The following is a 15062-nucleotide window of genomic DNA, read 5'->3' on the forward strand; positions in this document are numbered from 1 at the left end:
CCTACGCCTGCAGCCGCCGGCGCGCGCGGGCACGTAGCGTCAGGTAGGTCAGGGTGGCGAGCAGGCCCACGCCCAGGGCGGTGGCCAGCAGCATCAGCGCGGGATGGCCGGCGAGTAGCCAGCGCAGGTAGCGGATCGGGCCCAGGTGGCCGACGTGGTAGGACTGCTCGGCCACCAGGGACTCGACCTGGGCGTCCTTGATCAGCGCGAGACTGCCCTGCAGGTCCTGGGTGTAGGCCGCGCTTTGCGCCAGATCGGCGGTGGCCTTTTCCAGGGGCGCCGCACCGGTGGCGGCGAACAGCACCACGCTGCGCCCGCGCGCCAGGGGCGATTCGAAGCCGGCGACGTAGGTACTGCTGCCGCCGCCGGTAAAGCCCAGGGCGGTACGCGCCTGGCGTAGGTTGTCGCGCGGGTCTGGGCTCAGCCATTGCCGCAGGCGCAGGGTCAGGTCGGAGGTCTCGAAGCGCTGGCTGCTGCCATCCAGGGCTGCCGGCAGGCTGTCGGCCCACTGCTGCAGCAACGGCGAAGCGCCGGTGGTCAGCACCAGCAAGTCGCGCTGGGCCACGCTGTCCAGTTGGCCAGCACGCACCACGGCAACACCGGTAGCCGGATAGCCGGTCGCCTCGCCGAAGCGGCCCAGCAGGTTGAGATAGGCGCCCAGCTCGCCTGCCGCGGGTTGCTCGTCGAGCACCACGGCGGTCTCGGACAGATCGGCCAGGCGGGTGAAGGGGAAGCCGCTGTCCTTGAACACGCCCAGGTTGGGCATGGCGATGAAATGATCGTAGCCGCTGAGGTCCAGGGTGGATTCCGGCTCGATGGTGCCCCTCATGTTGTCGATGATGACGTCGCGGCAATCGCCCTGCTTGATGTAGTCGTACATGAAGCGGAACTGCAGCGACGCCTGGGCCGCCACGCCGTCCAGGGGGACGCGGACCTGGGTCTCGCGGGGCAGGCTGTCATCGTCGCCCTTGAGGGAGGCCAGCAGGCCGCTGTCCAGGTGCTCGCGCGAGGGCAGTGGCAGCGACTTGAGGAAGCGGTCGTTGACGGCCACCAGCAGCGAGGAGTTGGTGGAAACCGGCTGCGGGGTGTAGCGGTACTTGAGCGCGAGCGGGGCGCCCTGATCCTGCCAGAGGAACAGGTCCGGCGGCAGACGCAGCGGTACTGTCAGATTGCCCGGGTTGTAGCCCGAGGAGCTGAGGTTCTTCACCTCGGTCAGTTCGCCCAGCTTCACCGGGCGATCACTGGGCAGCCAGTTCGGCGCATCGTAGGGCTGGCGCGGGGCCAGGGTCGCCAGGCGGTCGAGGGTCACCCGCGGACCGGAGAGCGTCTCGCTACCCAGGGTCAGCCCCTGGGCGGCGCGCTTGAGTTCGGCGCCATCGCGGCCGGCCAATACCAGCAGCTTGCCGCCCGGATCGCGGGGATTGGTGACGATGGCTAGGGTGGCCCCGGTCGCCGCGGGCAGCTTCAGGCCCAGGCGCTCGGCGCTCGCCGGACCATCCAGCAGGACCACGGCATTGCCTTTGTCGGGTAGGGCATCGGTGGCCGCCGGAAAGCGTGCGCCCCGGTAACCGGCCAGGGCACCGAACCAGGCGGCGACGTTGCCGGCGGCTTCCAGCGCGGCATTGCCGGCGCCGGGAATGACGAAGGGCAGCACCAGCGGACGGGCGTCACGCCGGTCGAAGAAGGGTCGCGGCAGCGTGGCCAGGTCATCGTCGAGCACGATGCGGGTCACCCGGATCTGCAACTCGCTGCCGTTGCCGATCTTGGCCCAGAGACTCGAGTGCAGGGGGTCTTCGCACTGCATGGTGTAGTGGCCGACCAGTTGCAGGGTCAGGCGGTTGAAGTCGGTTATCAGGCGCGGCGGCAGGTCCAGGGTGGCCTGCTGGGGCTTGCCGGCGCCGTCCTTGGGCACCGGCAGGCTGGCGGCCACTTCGTCGTTGACCAGCACGTTGATCTGCGACAGGTCCGGCAAGAGTGCCGGCGAATAGCTGTAGTCCAGGGTCAGGCGGGCAGCGGTCACCACCTCGTCGCTGCGGATGCCGAAGCTGACGCTGTCGCTGCCTTCCACGCCTCTCAGGTTCATGGGGTAGCGGGCGCCCAGCTGCTTGAGCGTATAGCTGTAGGCCTCGCCCGCGGTGGTGGCCGGTGCCATGTTCGGCGGGGCTGGGAGCGGTGCAGGCGCCGCTCGACTCGCCAGCGGGACGCCAACGGCCAGGGTCAATGCCAGCAGCGAAGCCGTCCAGGCGTGACGAGGGGAAGAGGCGAGGGAATGGCGCACGCTCAGGACATCCTTGCTAGGAAGAGGGGGAGGCCGGGCGGCGCTTGACCACTGCGCGCCAGGCATTGCGATTGAGATCGGCGACGCCGCGCAGGCCGATCAGGCCGACCTCGCGCAACGAGCCGAGCAGCGAGTCCGGCCGGTGGTTGCCCCAGGCGTTCGCCCAAAGGTCGGCCCGGGAAAAGGTCATCCGTACCAGCTCGCGCTGTTCGGTCACGCTGAGATCGTTGAATTGGGTGCCGACGACACCGTTGCGACTGAAGGCCACGCTGGCCGGAAATTGTCGCGCCTGGCCGTTGCGCTGGAGTTCGACGTGGACCGCGCTGCCCTGGGGCAGGTCGACGCCCTCCGGCAGGCGCAGGCCGAGGCCGCTCTGGGAGAAGTCCAGGGTGGTGCAGGACAGCCGGGTACCATCGGCCAGCAGCAGGTCGGCTGGCAAGGTGGCTGCCACTCGTGGTTCGGCGCGCACCTGGCGCGTCTCGCTCGCCACGGCCACCGCGGCGCTGGCGATGATGAGGTTGTAGAGCGTCCAGGCCAGGTTGATGACCACCGTGGTCACGGCTTCCGGATCGCCGAAGACCAGCCGGCCGATGCCGACCACCAGGCCGAGCAGGTTGAGCAACAGCAGCACGATGTAGGGGCGGGCCAGCTCCCAGTCGAAATAGTCGCGGGCGATGATGCCGCCCTTGTCGGTGACGTTGAACTTGCCCAGCTTGGGGTTGATCAGCGCCAGCAGGGTCGGGCGCAGGATGTACCAGGCCAGGACCGTCTCGTAGACCTCGTTCCAGAAGGAATGGCGGAACTGGCCCTGGATGCGCGAGTTGGTCAGGTTGGAATGCAGTACGTGGGGCAGCACGTAGCAGGTGATGAGCAGCGCCGAGGCGTGGAAGATCTGGGCACTGAACAGCAGGTAGGCCAGGGGCGCGGTGAGGAATACCAGCCGCGGCAGGCCATAGAAGAAGTGCAGCATGGCGTTCAGGTAGCAGAGCCGCTGGCCGAAGGCGAGCCCCTTGCCCAGCAGCGGATTGTCCACCCGGAAGATCTGCGCCATGCCACGTGCCCAGCGGATGCGCTGGGCGATGTGGCGCGACAGGTTTTCGGTGGCGAGGCCGGCGGCCTGGGGGATGCCCAGGTAGGCGGTGTTGTAGCCGAGCCGATTGAGCTTCAGTGCCGTGTGGGCGTCTTCAGTGACCGTTTCGGTGGCCACCCCGCCCACCTCCAGCAGCATCGAGCGACGCATCACCGCGCAGGAGCCGCAGAAGAAGGTGGCATTCCACAGGTCGTTGCCATCCTGCACCAGGCCGTAGAACAGCTCGCCTTCGTTGGGCACGGTGCGGAAGGTGTTGAGATTCTTCTCGAAGGGATCGGGCGAGAAGAAGAAGTGGGGCGTCTGCAGCATGGCGAGCTTGGGATCCTTGAGGAACCAGCCCAGGCAGACCTGCAGGAAGGAGCGCGTCGGTACGTGGTCGGCGTCGAAGATGGCGATGTACTCGCCGTCGGTCACCTTGAGCGCCGCATTGAGATTGCCCGCCTTGGCATGCTCGTTGTTCTCGCGCACCAGGTAGGAGACGCCGGCGGTGGCGCAGAAGTGGCGGAAGTCCTCGCGGCGACCGTCGTCGAGCACATGTACCCGCAGCTTGTCGCGCGGCCAGTCGATGGCCTGGGCGGCGAGGATCGACAGCTTCACGATGCTCAGGGCTTCGTTGTAGGTGGGAATGAAGACATCCACCGTTGGCCAGCTCGCCGGGTCTTCGGGCAGTGGGGCGGGGGTGCGGCGCAGCGGCCAGACGGTTTGCAGATAGCCGAACAGCAGCACCGTGAGCGCATAGAGCTCGGCGGCCACCAGTCCATAGCCGAGCAGCATCTCCAGGGGCGTCTCGAAGCCCAGGGTCGATGTCAGGCGCCAATAGATGTAGCGCAGCGAGGCTAGCAGCGACAGGGCGATCAGCAGCATCACCGGCAGCCGTCCGGGAAGACGCCGCAGCAGCAAGGCGGCGGCGAAACAGCCGAGGGCGAACAGCGCCTGCTCCTCCAGGGCCATGGGCACGCTCACCAGCAGCGCCGCCAGGAGCGCCGCGGCGGTCCAGCCGAGAACCCGCAGCCAGAGCGGCGCGGGCGTCACGGGTGCGTCAGGCGCGCGCTGCGCCTGACGCCGCTGGCGGACCTGCTCCAGGCGGTCGAGGACGCTCATGGCTAGCCCTGGGCGCGCAACGACGGCAGGGACGGCCCGTCGTTGGCGAGCGCCTGCGCCAGCTGCGTGACAGCGGTGCTCCAGGCGTCGTCCAGGCTATACAGGCCTTGACCGAGCGCCAGCGCCTGTTCCAGCGCAGTGCTCTCCGGCAATACGCCCAGCAAGCGGTCGGCGCGGGTACGACTCACGATGGTGGCGATATCCAGGGTCAAGGGGCGCAGCGGATCGACGCGATTGAGCAGGTGAGCATGGCTCGCCGCCGGGGCACAGGCCTGCCACTGGCGTTCGAGGCGGGCCAGGCTGGCATAGCCCGCGGCATCGGCCGTCGTCACGCCCAGTACCTGGCTGGCGAGCGCCAGGGCCTGACGACCCAGGGGTGTCGAACCGGTGGGGCAATCCAGGACCACCAGGGTATCGGCATTCAGGTCCAGGGCCGCCAGACGGCGAGCCAGCCAGAGGGGTTCAGTCAGCAAACGCTGCTCGAAGCGGCACAGGGCTGCTTCCTCGAGCGAGCCGAACGGCAGCAGCCGGAAGCCTGCGTCTATCGGCAAGCAGGCGGCTAACGGCTCGTTGGCCAGGCCTACGGCCGGCGGCGCCTTTGGCATCAGTAGGGCGGACAACACATGCTGGGCATCCAGTTCCACCAGCAGCACCGGCTGGCCCAGCCGGCTCAGGGCCAGTGCCAGGCCGGCCGCCACCACCGTCTTGCCGGTCCCACCCTTGGCCGAGGCGATGGCCAGTACCCGGGTTGGCAGCGGCGGTACCGCCGTGCTCAGTGCCCGGTCGAGCGCGGCCACTGCGTCCTGCTCGTGGCGGCGAGCCTGCAGCTGGGCGAGTTCCTGTGAGAGCGGTGGAAACGTTGTGTTTTCCGCCTGCTCCACGATATCCAATTCGTTCACTGCCCGTGCCGGCACAGGCTGCTGTTCCGCTGGAAGCGAGGGGACGGAAATTACCGCAGGCGCGTTGGTGTTCGTCGCTAAGGCCGGGCTGACGGCAGCTACTGGCTCCGCAATCTCGAACTCGCGGTAGCTAAGGGGATCACCACCGAAGGCTTGAAAAAGACTCGCGATATCAGGAGAGCGGCCCATGACCAAGTCCCTTTAGTTCGATGGATGCAGTGAAAGTTTTGATATCAATTTGACGTCAACACAATGGCGTTTTGAGATCAAGCGTCAATTTCGCGAATAGTGTCATGCAAAGTGTGTGAGCCACTAGCAGATTTTTTGTATCTGGCCACTTAGGTCCTAGAAGTGCTTGGCGCCGTCAGCACCGCTCGGCTTTCTTGCCGCGGATAGTTGGTCGGCGGCGGAAAGACGTCAATCGTCCCCGGCGTAGCGGTGGGATGAAAGGCATGGGAAGGGGAAGAAGCGGTCGGGCGGGTGACGAACGTCAGGATGAATGGCACGACGCGCCGTGAGAGCGGGTGGGCCCACGGATGAGTTTGCCGCGGAAAAGACAAGGCCCGCATGCGCGGGCCTTTGGTGCTATTCCTCGTTGCGCGAGCGGTAGGGTTGCGGACGCGAGAGTTGCGGCCGGCCTTCCTGTTCCTCGAAGAAGTAGCGCAGGTAGAGGTTGCCGTTGATGTCGCGCTCGTCCTGGGCGTTGTCCATGCCCAGGCGGCCGCCCAGGGCGAACTGGCCGTTGAGGCGGTATTCGCCGCTGGCCGAGAGGCCGTAGGCCACGCCGGTCTTGCTCTTGCTGCCGTACTGGCCTTCGCCGGCGGCTTCCGCTGCCGCCTGCAGGGCGGCGTCGTCGGGGTAGCGATCCGCAGCGTCCTGGCGGATGGTCTGGACACCCAGCATGCCCTGGACCTGGTAGGCCCAGAGATCGCCGCGCTGCGACCATACCAGGGGTACGCCGATGGCGAAGTAGCGCTGCGGGCTGAAGTAGCCGCCATGACCATAGGTTAGGTGGTTCTGGTTGTTGTCGTAGCCGATCGCCGTGGCCGAAAGGCCCACGGTGAAGAGGCTGTCCGGGCCGTTGCGCAGGTAGTAGTAGACGCCGGTACCGATCTCGAAGCGATCGTTGTCCTTGACGTCATGGCCGGTCAGGCGATGGGCCGCGCCGTAGATGTAGGAGCCGTAGCGGCCGTCGTCGTATCTCAGCCGTGCCAGGCCGCCGTTGGCGGTGACGCCGCCCCATTCCTGGCCGGTGCGCGGATCGCGGATGCCGCCGTAGGAGGCGAGGGAGTCGGTCACCGAACGCCGCGAGACGCTCAGGGCATAGAGCAGGTTTTCGCTCAGGCTGCTGAGCGGGCGCTCCAGGGTCGCGCCGCCGACCACGGTGCTGTACCTCAGGCCGACCGGCGAGACGCCGATGTCGCCCTTGAGGCCGCGGCCGGCATCTTCCACGGCGATGGACGCCGCCACGCCGTTTTCCTTCTGGCTGCCGTCGCTGCTGCTGTCGTTGATGCGCGTTGGGGTGACGCGCACGGCCAGGCGCTGGTCGCCGGCGGGGAAGGAGATCTCCAGGGGCGCGCTGACGGTGGTCTGGCGCGAGCTGCCGCTGGGGTCGTAGCTGCGCACGCTGAGACCCTGGGTGATGCGGATGCTGCGCTCGCGTTGCAGCTGGCCGAGGATCTGCTCGGTGGCCAGGCTGCTCGTCAGGCTGCTGGTGGGTACCACGGACAGGTCGTTGAAGGGATTGTTGACGGCCTTCTGCGCCTGCAGCGGATCATTCCAGGCGTAGTCGGCGCTGCCCCCGGTGCCGCCCGCGGCGGCCGGGACGGCGGCCAGGGCGTCAGCGCTGCGGGTCTGCCCGGGCAGGGTGGCGAAGGGGTTGTCGCTGGCACCGGCGGCGCGGGCCGCGGATTCGCGATCCTGGCGTTCCACCTGCACCACCTGCTCCAGCAGGCTGGTGGCGGTACCGGCCATGCCGATGTCGCGGTAGAGCAGGGCGGCGCGGCGCAGTACCAGGGGATCGCTCTGGCCCAGCTTGACCGCCTGGTCCAGGTACTGGCGGGCGGTGACGCTGTCCTGGGACTTGGCGGCGATCTCGGCGGCGCCCAGGTAGAGTTCGGCGTCCTTCGGCTGGTCGCTGAGGACATCGCGATAGAGCTGGCGGGCCTTCTGGGTGTCGCCACTGGCCAGATACATGCGCGCCAGGGCGGCCTGGGCGGCCTTGTCGTCGGGCCTGGCCTTGAGCGCCGGCGCCAGGGTGTCGTAGGCGGCGGCCAGCTTGCCCTGGTCGGTGAGGCGATCGGCCTGGCGGATGCGATAGCGGGCCAGGAGGTCGTCGTACTGCTGCTTCTCGCCGCTGTCGAGCACCACGCCCTGCAGGTCACGCAGGACGTTGCCCACGGTCTGGTCCTGGTTCATCTGCAACTGGATGCTGGCGTAGTGCAGTTGCATGCCGGGCGCGGGCCGGGTATCTCCAGCGATCATCGGCTTGAGCAATTCCAGACCATGCTCGGGATCGCCGGCGGTGGCGAAGGCTTCGGCCAGGTCGCCGATCAGGTCGGGATTGCGCCCGGCGCGGGTCTCCAGGCGCTGCATCAGGCTGCGCGCCTCCTCGCGCCGACCCTGCTTGGCCAGGGCGACGGTTTCGGCGAGTTGCTCGTTGAAGGTGATGCGCGCCGCCAGGGCGTTCATGTCCGGCGAGCGCTGCGCCTGGGGGATGCGCATCAGGGTCTGCATGGCGCGCGGGTATTCGCCCAGTTCGTTGGACAGCAGGGCGCTGGCATAGAGCACCTCGGGGCGCTGGGCGCCGTCCTTAACCAGGCTGTCGACCAGGTCGCGGGCCGCGCGCGGGCGACCCTGGCGCACCTCGAGACGGGCCTGGGCGAGGCGCAGCCAGGGATCGTCCGGCGACTCCTGGCGTGCCTGCTCGAGCAGGCGCGAGGCGCCCTGCAGATCGCCACGTGCCTCGGCGGCCTCGGCTTCCTGCATGGCCTGGCCGGCGCGCAGGCGATCCAGGCCCTTGACCTGGCTCTTGGCGCTCGGCTGCAGGTTCTTGGTGAGCTGCAGGGCTTCTTCGGTACGGCCCAGTTCGTTGAGCGCGGCGATCCGCCCGTAGTAAGCGTCGACGTTGGCCGGCTCGCGCATCAGCACCTGGCGGTAGGTGGCCTCGGCCAGCTCCCATTGGCGCTTCTGGCTCTGGATGCCGGCGAGGAACAGCTGTGCCTCGACCGCTTCGGGCTTGAGGCGTATGGCCTCCACGCTGAAATCCCGTGCCTGGTCCAGGTCGCGCTTGTTCTCGGCCGCATGGGCGCGTTCCAGCAGGTGGTGATAGCGCGCCTCGTCCAGGGCCGGCTGCCAGGTCTTGCCGCCTTTCTGTACGGCTTGGGTCAGCAGCTGCTCGGCATCGGTGTAGCGTTTCTGCGCCAGGCGAGCGCTACCCAGCTTGCCCAGGGCATCCGGGTCCTGGGGCGTCTTCTTCAGCTGGGCTTCCAGCGCCGAAACGGCGGCCGCGGTCGGGGCGACGTCGGCAGCGGCTGCCCAGGTCGCGTCGGCATGGATCAGCAGGGCGAGCAGGCCGAGGGGCAAGGTGAGGTGCTTGGGCATGGTTCTTTCCGTGAAGGCTGGGAGGCGTCGCTGCAGCACCCGGTCGGCGGCTGGCGCAGAGCTGGAGCGGCTTCGGCTATTAGGGAATAGCTGAACGCAAGCTGAACGGCAAATACAGCGGCGGATGATTCCCGACAGGCCGTGGCGAGTCAACCAAATCGCGCGTTTGAATGCCATCGCCAGGCCCCTCGGCGCTGGCCGCGCCAGGGCTGGCGACGCTATACTCTGCGGCTTTCCCATCGTCTTTCGCAGGCCGTCGACCATGACCGAGTCCGTCTCCGCCTACATGACCCGTCTTGGCCAGGCCGCCCGTGCCGCGTCGCGGGTCCTCGCGCGTACCTCCACCGCGCAGAAGAACCTGGCCCTGAACGCGATTGCCGAGGCCCTGGACGCCGATCGTGAAGCCTTGGTCGCTGCCAACGCCGAGGATGTTGCCGCGGCGACCGCAGCGGGACTCGAGTCCGCGCTGCTGGATCGCCTCATGCTGACCCCGGCGCGCATCGAGTCGATGATCACCGGACTCAAGCAGGTCGCCGCCTTGCCGGACCCCGTTGGCGCCATTCGCGATCTGAGCGCCCGTCCTTCAGGTATTCAGATCGGCAAGATGCGCGTGCCCCTGGGCGTCATCGGCATCATCTACGAGTCGCGGCCCAACGTGACCATTGATGCGGCGAGCCTCTGTCTGAAGTCGGGCAACGCGACCATTCTGCGGGGCGGTTCCGAAGCCATTCGCTCCAACCGTGCCATTGCCGCGTGCATCGAGAAAGGACTGGCCAAGGTCGGCCTGCCCGCCGCCTCGGTACAGGTGGTGGAGACCACCGATCGGGCCGCCGTGGGCGAGCTGATCACCATGCCCGAGTTCGTCGACGTCATCGTGCCGCGCGGTGGCAAGAATCTGATCGAGCGCATCAGCAAAGATGCCCGGGTACCGGTAATCAAACACCTGGACGGCATTTGCCACGTCTATGTCGACGAGGCGGCCGATCTGGCCAAGGCCGAGTCCATCGCCTTCAATGCCAAGTGCTATCGCTACGGCATCTGCGGTGCCATGGAGACCCTGCTGGTCGATGCCCGCGTGGCGGAAACCTTCCTGCCCGCCATGGCACGGCGTTTTGCGGAGAAGGGTGTGGAGTTGCGCGGGTGCGAGCGGACGCGCGATCTGATCGAGGCCGTACCGGCCAGCGAGGCCGACTGGTCCACCGAGTACCTGGCGCCCATTCTGTCCATCCGCATCGTCGACGGCCTGGACGCAGCGATCGAGCACATCAACCGCTATGGCTCTCATCACACCGATGCGATCGTGACGGAAAACCTCGGCCGTTCCCGGCGCTTCCTGGCCGAGGTCGATTCCAGCTCGGTCATGGTCAATGCCCCGACCTGCTTCGCCGACGGCTTCGAATACGGCCTCGGCGCCGAGATCGGCATCTCCACCGACAAGCTGCACGCCCGCGGGCCGGTGGGCCTGGAAGGGCTGACCAGCGAGAAATACGTGGTCTTCGGCGACGGTCACGTCCGTAGCTGATGAGCAGCCTGCCCACCCGCATCGGCTTGTTCGGCGGTACCTTCGATCCGGTGCACATCGGTCACCTGCGCGCCGCGCTGGAGGTGGCCGAGGCCCTGGCGCTGGACGAGCTGCGGCTGATTCCCAGTGCCCGGCCGCCGCACCGCGAGGCGCCCAGCGTCTCCGCCGAAGATCGCTTGGCGATGGTGCAGCTGGCGGTGGCCGACGTCGCGACCCTGGTGGTCGATGACCGGGAACTGCGCCGGACGCGCCACTCCTATACCATAGAGACCCTGGAAAGCCTGCGCGCCGAACTCGGCGATGAGGTACAGCTGCTGCTCATGCTCGGGTGGGACGCCTTTTGCGGCCTGCCCGGCTGGCATCGCTGGCGCGAGTTGCTGGAGCTGTGCCACATCCTGGTCCTGCAACGGCCCGATGCCGACAGCGAGCCCTGCCAGGAATTGCGCGATTTCCTGGCGGCGCGCAGTCAGCCCGATCCCCAGGCCCTGAAGGGGCCGGGCGGGCAGATCACCTTTATCTGGCAGAACCCGCTCGCGGTGTCCGCCACCCAGATCCGCGGCCTCTTGGCCACCGGGAAGTCCATCCGCTTCCTGGTGCCCGATGCCGTGCTTGACTACATCCGGACGCACGGCCTCTATCCGGCGTCCTCCTGAACCGAGGTAAGAGCTACACCATGCAAAGCGAACAACTCGTCCAGGTGGCCATCGCCGCCCTGGAAGACATGAAGGCCCAGGACATCATCTCCCTGGACGTCCGCGAGAAGACCAGCGTGACCGACGTCATGGTCATCGCCAGCGGCACCTCCAGCCGCCACGTCAAGTCGCTGGCCGACAACGTGCTGGAAAAGGTCAAGCAGCAGGGCGTGCGCCCGCTGGGCAGCGAAGGCCTGGAAGGCGGCGAATGGGCGCTGCTGGACCTGGGGGACGTGGTCGTCCACGTGATGCTGCCGACCACCCGCGAGTTCTACGACCTCGAGCGCCTCTGGCGCGGTGCCGAGCAGAGCCGCGCCGCCCACGGCGAATAAGCGGTGCGCCTGCGTCTCATCGCCGTCGGCTCGCGCATGCCGCGCTGGGTCGAGGAGGGCTGGCACGAGTACGTCAAGCGCCTGCCACCGGAACTGCCGCTGGAACTCGTCGAGATCCCGCTGCAGACCCGTGGCAAGAACGCCGACGTCGCCCGGCTGATCCGCCAGGAGGGTGAGGCCATGCTGGCCAAGGTGCAGCCGGGCGAGCGGGTGGTCACCCTGGAGGTCACCGGCAAGCCCTGGAGCACCGAGCAACTGGCTGAAACACTCCAGCAGTGGCGCCTGGAAGCCCGCACCGTCAACCTCATGGTCGGCGGTCCCGAGGGCCTCGCCCCCGAGGTGCAGGCACGCAGCGAACAGCGCTGGTCGCTCTCGCCGCTGACCCTGCCGCATCCGCTGGTGCGCATCCTGGTCGGTGAACAGCTCTACCGCGCCTGGACCGTACTGGCCGGCCATCCGTATCACAAGTAGTCCAGACCTGCGATGTCGCAACCCATACGCCTCAAGGACCACGAGAAAGACGCCCAGCTCGTCCGCGCCCGCGTGACGGTCGGCGGCGCGCTGTTCCTCGTGCTCGCCTGCGTACTGGTGGCGCGCATGTACTACCTGCAGGTCATCCAGCACGACTACCACTCGACCCTGTCGGAAAACAACCGGGTCCATGTCCAGCCGATCCCGCCCACCCGCGGACTGATCTACGACCGCAACGGCATCATCGTCGCCGACAACCGGCCGAGCTTCAGCCTGACCATCACCCGCGAGCGCGCCGACAACTGGCGCCAGACCCTCGATACCCTGGTGCAGGTGCTGGGCCTCACCGAGGAGGACCGCGAGCTGTTCGAGAAGCGCATGAAGCAGGGCCGGCGGCCCTTCGAGCCGGTGCCGGTGCTGTTCGAGCTGACCGAGGAGCAGATCGCCAAGATCGCCGTCAACCAGTTCCGCCTGCCCGGGGTGGAGGTGACCGCGCAACTGGTGCGGCACTATCCCATGGGCGAGCATTTCGCCCATTCGGTGGGTTACGTCGGCCGGATCAACGAGCAGGAGCTCAAGCGCCTGGATCCGGTGAACTACAGCGGCACCCACCATATCGGCAAGACCGGCGTGGAGCGCTTCTACGAACCCGAGCTGCACGGCGAGGTGGGCTACGAAGAGGTGGAGACCAACGCCCGCGGCCGCGTCCTGCGGGTGCTCAACCGGACCGACCCCAAGCCGGGCAAGGACATCGTCCTGACCATCGACTCGCGGCTGCAGGCGGCCGCGGAAGCCGCCCTGGGCGGCCGGCGCGGCGCCATCGTCGCCATCCAGCCCAAGACCGGCGAGGTGCTGGCCATGGTCAGCCAGCCCAGCTACGACCCCAATCCCTTCGTCACCGGGATCAGCTTCAAGGAATATTCCGAGCTGCGCGACTCCATCGATCGCCCGCTCTACAACCGGGTCCTGCGCGGCCTTTATCCGCCCGGCTCGACCATCAAGCCGGCGGTGGCCATCACCGGCCTCGACACCGGCGCCACCACGCCCCAGGCGAAGGTCTTCGACCCCGGTTACTACGAACTGCCCAACTACGACCACAAGTACCGCAACTGGAACCACGGTGGCGACGGCTACGTGGACATGGACACGGCGCTGATGAGGTCCAACGACACCTACTTCTACGATCTCGCCCACAAGATCGGCATCGACCGGCTCTCGGAATACATGGGCAAGTTCGGCCTGGGGCAGAAGGTCGCCCTGGACATGTTCGAGGAAGCGCCGGGCCTGATGCCCTCGCGCCAGTGGAAGCGTGCCACCCGCCGCCAGACCTGGTTCCCCGGTGAAACCCTGATCCTCGGTATCGGCCAGGGCTACATGCAGGTTACGCCCCTGCAGCTGGCCCAGGTCACCGCGCTGCTCGCCAACCATGGCCAGTGGATCCGCCCGCACCTGGCCAGGACCCTGGATGGCCAGCCGCCGGTGGACCCCAACCCCATGCCCGACATCGATCTCAAGGACCCGACCTACTGGGACCGGGCCATCCACGGCATGGAGATGGTGGTGCAGAATCCGCGCGGTACCGCCCACCGGCTCAACGTCGGGGCCCAGTACCGCATAGCCGGCAAGAGCGGTACCGCCCAGGTGGTCGCCATCCGCCAGAACGAGAAGTACAACTCGGCGGCGCTCAAGGAGCGGCACCGCGACCACGCCCTGTTCGTCGCTTTCGCCCCGGTGGACAATCCGCAGATCGCCGTGGCGGTGATGGTCGAGAACGGCGAGTCCGGTGGCGCCGTGGCCGGGCCGGTGGCGCGCCAGGTGCTCGACGCCTGGTTGCTGGACGACCAGGGTCACCTCAAGGCCGAGTACGCCAGGCCCGGGACGGCCGCCGCCACCGCCTCCGCGACCAAGGTGCAGCCATGAGCCTCGCCCCCAATTTCGACCGCACCATCCCCGAAGGGGACGTGATGAAGCGGCGCGCCACCCTGTTGCAGCGCCTGCACATCGACGGTCCGCTGTTGATCCTGCTGCTGATGCTGGGCGCGGCTGGGTTGTTCGTGCTCTATTCCGCCGGTGGCCGCAACCTGGATTTGCTGTTCAAGCAGGCCAGTTCCTTCGGCCTCGGGCTGGTGGCCATGGCCATCGTCGCCCAGCTCGAACCGCGCTTCATGGCGCGCTGGGTGCCGCTCGGCTACGTCATCGGCGTGGCCTTGCTGGTGGTGGTGGACGTCATGGGCCACAACGCCATGGGCGCCACCCGCTGGATCAACATTCCCGGGGTCATCCGCTTCCAGCCGTCGGAATTCATGAAGCTGCTGATGCCCATGATGATGGCCTGGTACCTGTCCAAGCGCAGCCTGCCGCCCAACTTCAAGCACAGCCTGATCAGCCTGTCGCTGGTGGTGGTGCCCTTCGTGCTGATCCTCGACCAGCCCGACCTCGGCACCGCCATGCTGGTGCTGGCCTCCGGCGGCTTCGTGCTGTTCGTCGGCGGCCTGCAGTGGCGCTGGCTGATCGGCGCGGTGAGCGCCGCGGTACCCATGGCGGTGGCCATGTGGTTCTTCGTGCTGCACGACTACCAGAAGCGGCGGATCCTGACCTTCCTCGATCCGGAGATGGATCCGCTGGGCGCCGGCTGGAACATCATCCAGTCCAAGGCGGCGATCGGCTCGGGTGGGGTGTTCGGCAAGGGCTGGCTGCTGGGTACCCAGTCTCATCTGGATTTTTTGCCGGAAAGTCACACGGACTTTATCATTGCCGTCCTCGGCGAAGAGTTCGGCATGGTCGGCGTCTGCCTGCTGCTGGTGCTCTATCTGCTGCTCATCGGGCGTGGGCTGACCATCACCGTGCAGGCCCAGACGCTGTTCGGCAAGTTGCTCGCCGGCGGCGTGACCATGACCTTCTTCGTCTACGTCTTCGTCAACATTGGCATGGTCAGCGGCCTGCTGCCCGTGGTGGGCGTACCGCTGCCGTTCATCAGCTACGGCGGCACCTCGGTGGTCACCTTGTTCACCGGGTTCGGAGTTTTGATGTCGATCCACACGCACCGCAAGTGGATCGCCCAGGTTTAACACGCA

General features: G+C 67.4%; 10 protein-coding genes. 6 read left to right on the forward strand and 4 right to left on the reverse strand.

Annotated features, from left to right (window positions below; translation table 11 throughout):
* Position 1: 1 nt before the first annotated feature.
* The 4 genes from bcsB to FSV73_RS20550 all read right to left on the reverse strand — a co-directional run bounded on the left by bcsB (position 2) and on the right by FSV73_RS20550 (position 8971).
* Positions 2 to 2278 (reverse strand): cellulose biosynthesis cyclic di-GMP-binding regulatory protein BcsB, encoded by a 2277-nt coding sequence (bcsB, locus tag FSV73_RS20535; protein WP_260856128.1) that lies wholly within the window; start codon positions 2276 to 2278, stop codon positions 2 to 4.
* Positions 2279 to 2294: 16 nt separating this feature from the next.
* Entirely contained in the window at positions 2295 to 4469 is a 2175-nt protein-coding gene (gene bcsA / locus FSV73_RS20540; RefSeq protein ID WP_145010679.1) for a UDP-forming cellulose synthase catalytic subunit, read from the reverse strand.
* A 2-nt stretch (positions 4470 to 4471) separates the two neighbouring features.
* Positions 4472 to 5368: a cellulose synthase operon protein YhjQ/BcsQ gene (locus FSV73_RS20545; RefSeq protein WP_186309299.1), complete on the reverse strand. Its 897-nt coding sequence runs from the start codon at positions 5366 to 5368 to the stop codon at positions 4472 to 4474.
* A gap of 585 nt (positions 5369 to 5953) precedes the next feature.
* Positions 5954 to 8971, reverse strand: a complete 3018-nt coding sequence (locus FSV73_RS20550; RefSeq protein ID WP_145010684.1) for a cellulose biosynthesis protein BcsC — start codon at positions 8969 to 8971, stop codon at positions 5954 to 5956.
* A 262-nt stretch (positions 8972 to 9233) separates the two neighbouring features.
* Here FSV73_RS20550 and FSV73_RS20555 point away from each other — a divergent pair, with 262 nt between their 5' ends.
* Genes FSV73_RS20555 through rodA form a run of 6 tightly spaced genes read left to right on the forward strand, consistent with a single transcriptional unit; the run spans position 9234 to position 15056 of the window.
* Positions 9234 to 10493, forward strand: coding sequence for a glutamate-5-semialdehyde dehydrogenase (locus FSV73_RS20555; protein ID WP_145010687.1), 1260 nt, complete (start codon positions 9234 to 9236; stop codon positions 10491 to 10493).
* Positions 10493 to 11146, forward strand: coding sequence for a nicotinate-nucleotide adenylyltransferase (gene nadD, locus FSV73_RS20560; protein WP_145010690.1), 654 nt, complete (start codon positions 10493 to 10495; stop codon positions 11144 to 11146). The genes FSV73_RS20555 and nadD overlap by 1 nt, the downstream gene beginning before the upstream one ends.
* Positions 11147 to 11166: 20 nt before the next feature.
* Positions 11167 to 11517, forward strand: a complete 351-nt coding sequence (gene rsfS / locus FSV73_RS20565; protein WP_145010693.1) for a ribosome silencing factor — start codon at positions 11167 to 11169, stop codon at positions 11515 to 11517.
* Between the two features lie 3 nt (positions 11518 to 11520).
* Positions 11521 to 11988: a 23S rRNA (pseudouridine(1915)-N(3))-methyltransferase RlmH gene (gene rlmH, locus FSV73_RS20570; RefSeq protein ID WP_007159668.1), complete on the forward strand. Its 468-nt coding sequence runs from the start codon at positions 11521 to 11523 to the stop codon at positions 11986 to 11988.
* 12 nt (positions 11989 to 12000) lie between these two features.
* Positions 12001 to 13908, forward strand: a complete 1908-nt coding sequence (gene mrdA / locus FSV73_RS20575; RefSeq protein WP_145010697.1) for a penicillin-binding protein 2 — start codon at positions 12001 to 12003, stop codon at positions 13906 to 13908.
* 44 nt (positions 13909 to 13952) lie between these two features.
* Positions 13953 to 15056, forward strand: coding sequence for a rod shape-determining protein RodA (rodA, locus tag FSV73_RS20580; protein WP_145010761.1), 1104 nt, complete (start codon positions 13953 to 13955; stop codon positions 15054 to 15056).
* Positions 15057 to 15062 lie beyond the last annotated feature (6 nt).

Origin of the sequence: Pseudomonas oryzihabitans (genome assembly GCF_007665395.1) — a bacterium.
Classification (GTDB): Bacteria; Pseudomonadota; Gammaproteobacteria; order Pseudomonadales; family Pseudomonadaceae; genus Chryseomonas; species Chryseomonas psychrotolerans_C.

Excerpts from the sequence above, each read along its gene's own strand:
- nadD (WP_145010690.1), top strand. The coding sequence starts at position 10,493 with ATGAGCAGCCTGCCCACCCGCATCGGCTTGTTCGGCGGTACCTTCGAT.
- FSV73_RS20555 (WP_145010687.1), top strand. The coding sequence starts at position 9,234 with ATGACCGAGTCCGTCTCCGCCTACATGACCCGTCTTGGCCAGGCCGCC.
- mrdA (WP_145010697.1), top strand. The coding sequence starts at position 12,001 with ATGTCGCAACCCATACGCCTCAAGGACCACGAGAAAGACGCCCAGCTC.
- rsfS (WP_145010693.1), top strand. The coding sequence starts at position 11,167 with ATGCAAAGCGAACAACTCGTCCAGGTGGCCATCGCCGCCCTGGAAGAC.
- FSV73_RS20550 (WP_145010684.1), bottom strand. The coding sequence starts at position 8,971 with ATGCCCAAGCACCTCACCTTGCCCCTCGGCCTGCTCGCCCTGCTGATC.
- rodA (WP_145010761.1), top strand. The coding sequence starts at position 13,953 with ATGAAGCGGCGCGCCACCCTGTTGCAGCGCCTGCACATCGACGGTCCG.
- bcsA (WP_145010679.1), bottom strand. The coding sequence starts at position 4,469 with ATGAGCGTCCTCGACCGCCTGGAGCAGGTCCGCCAGCGGCGTCAGGCG.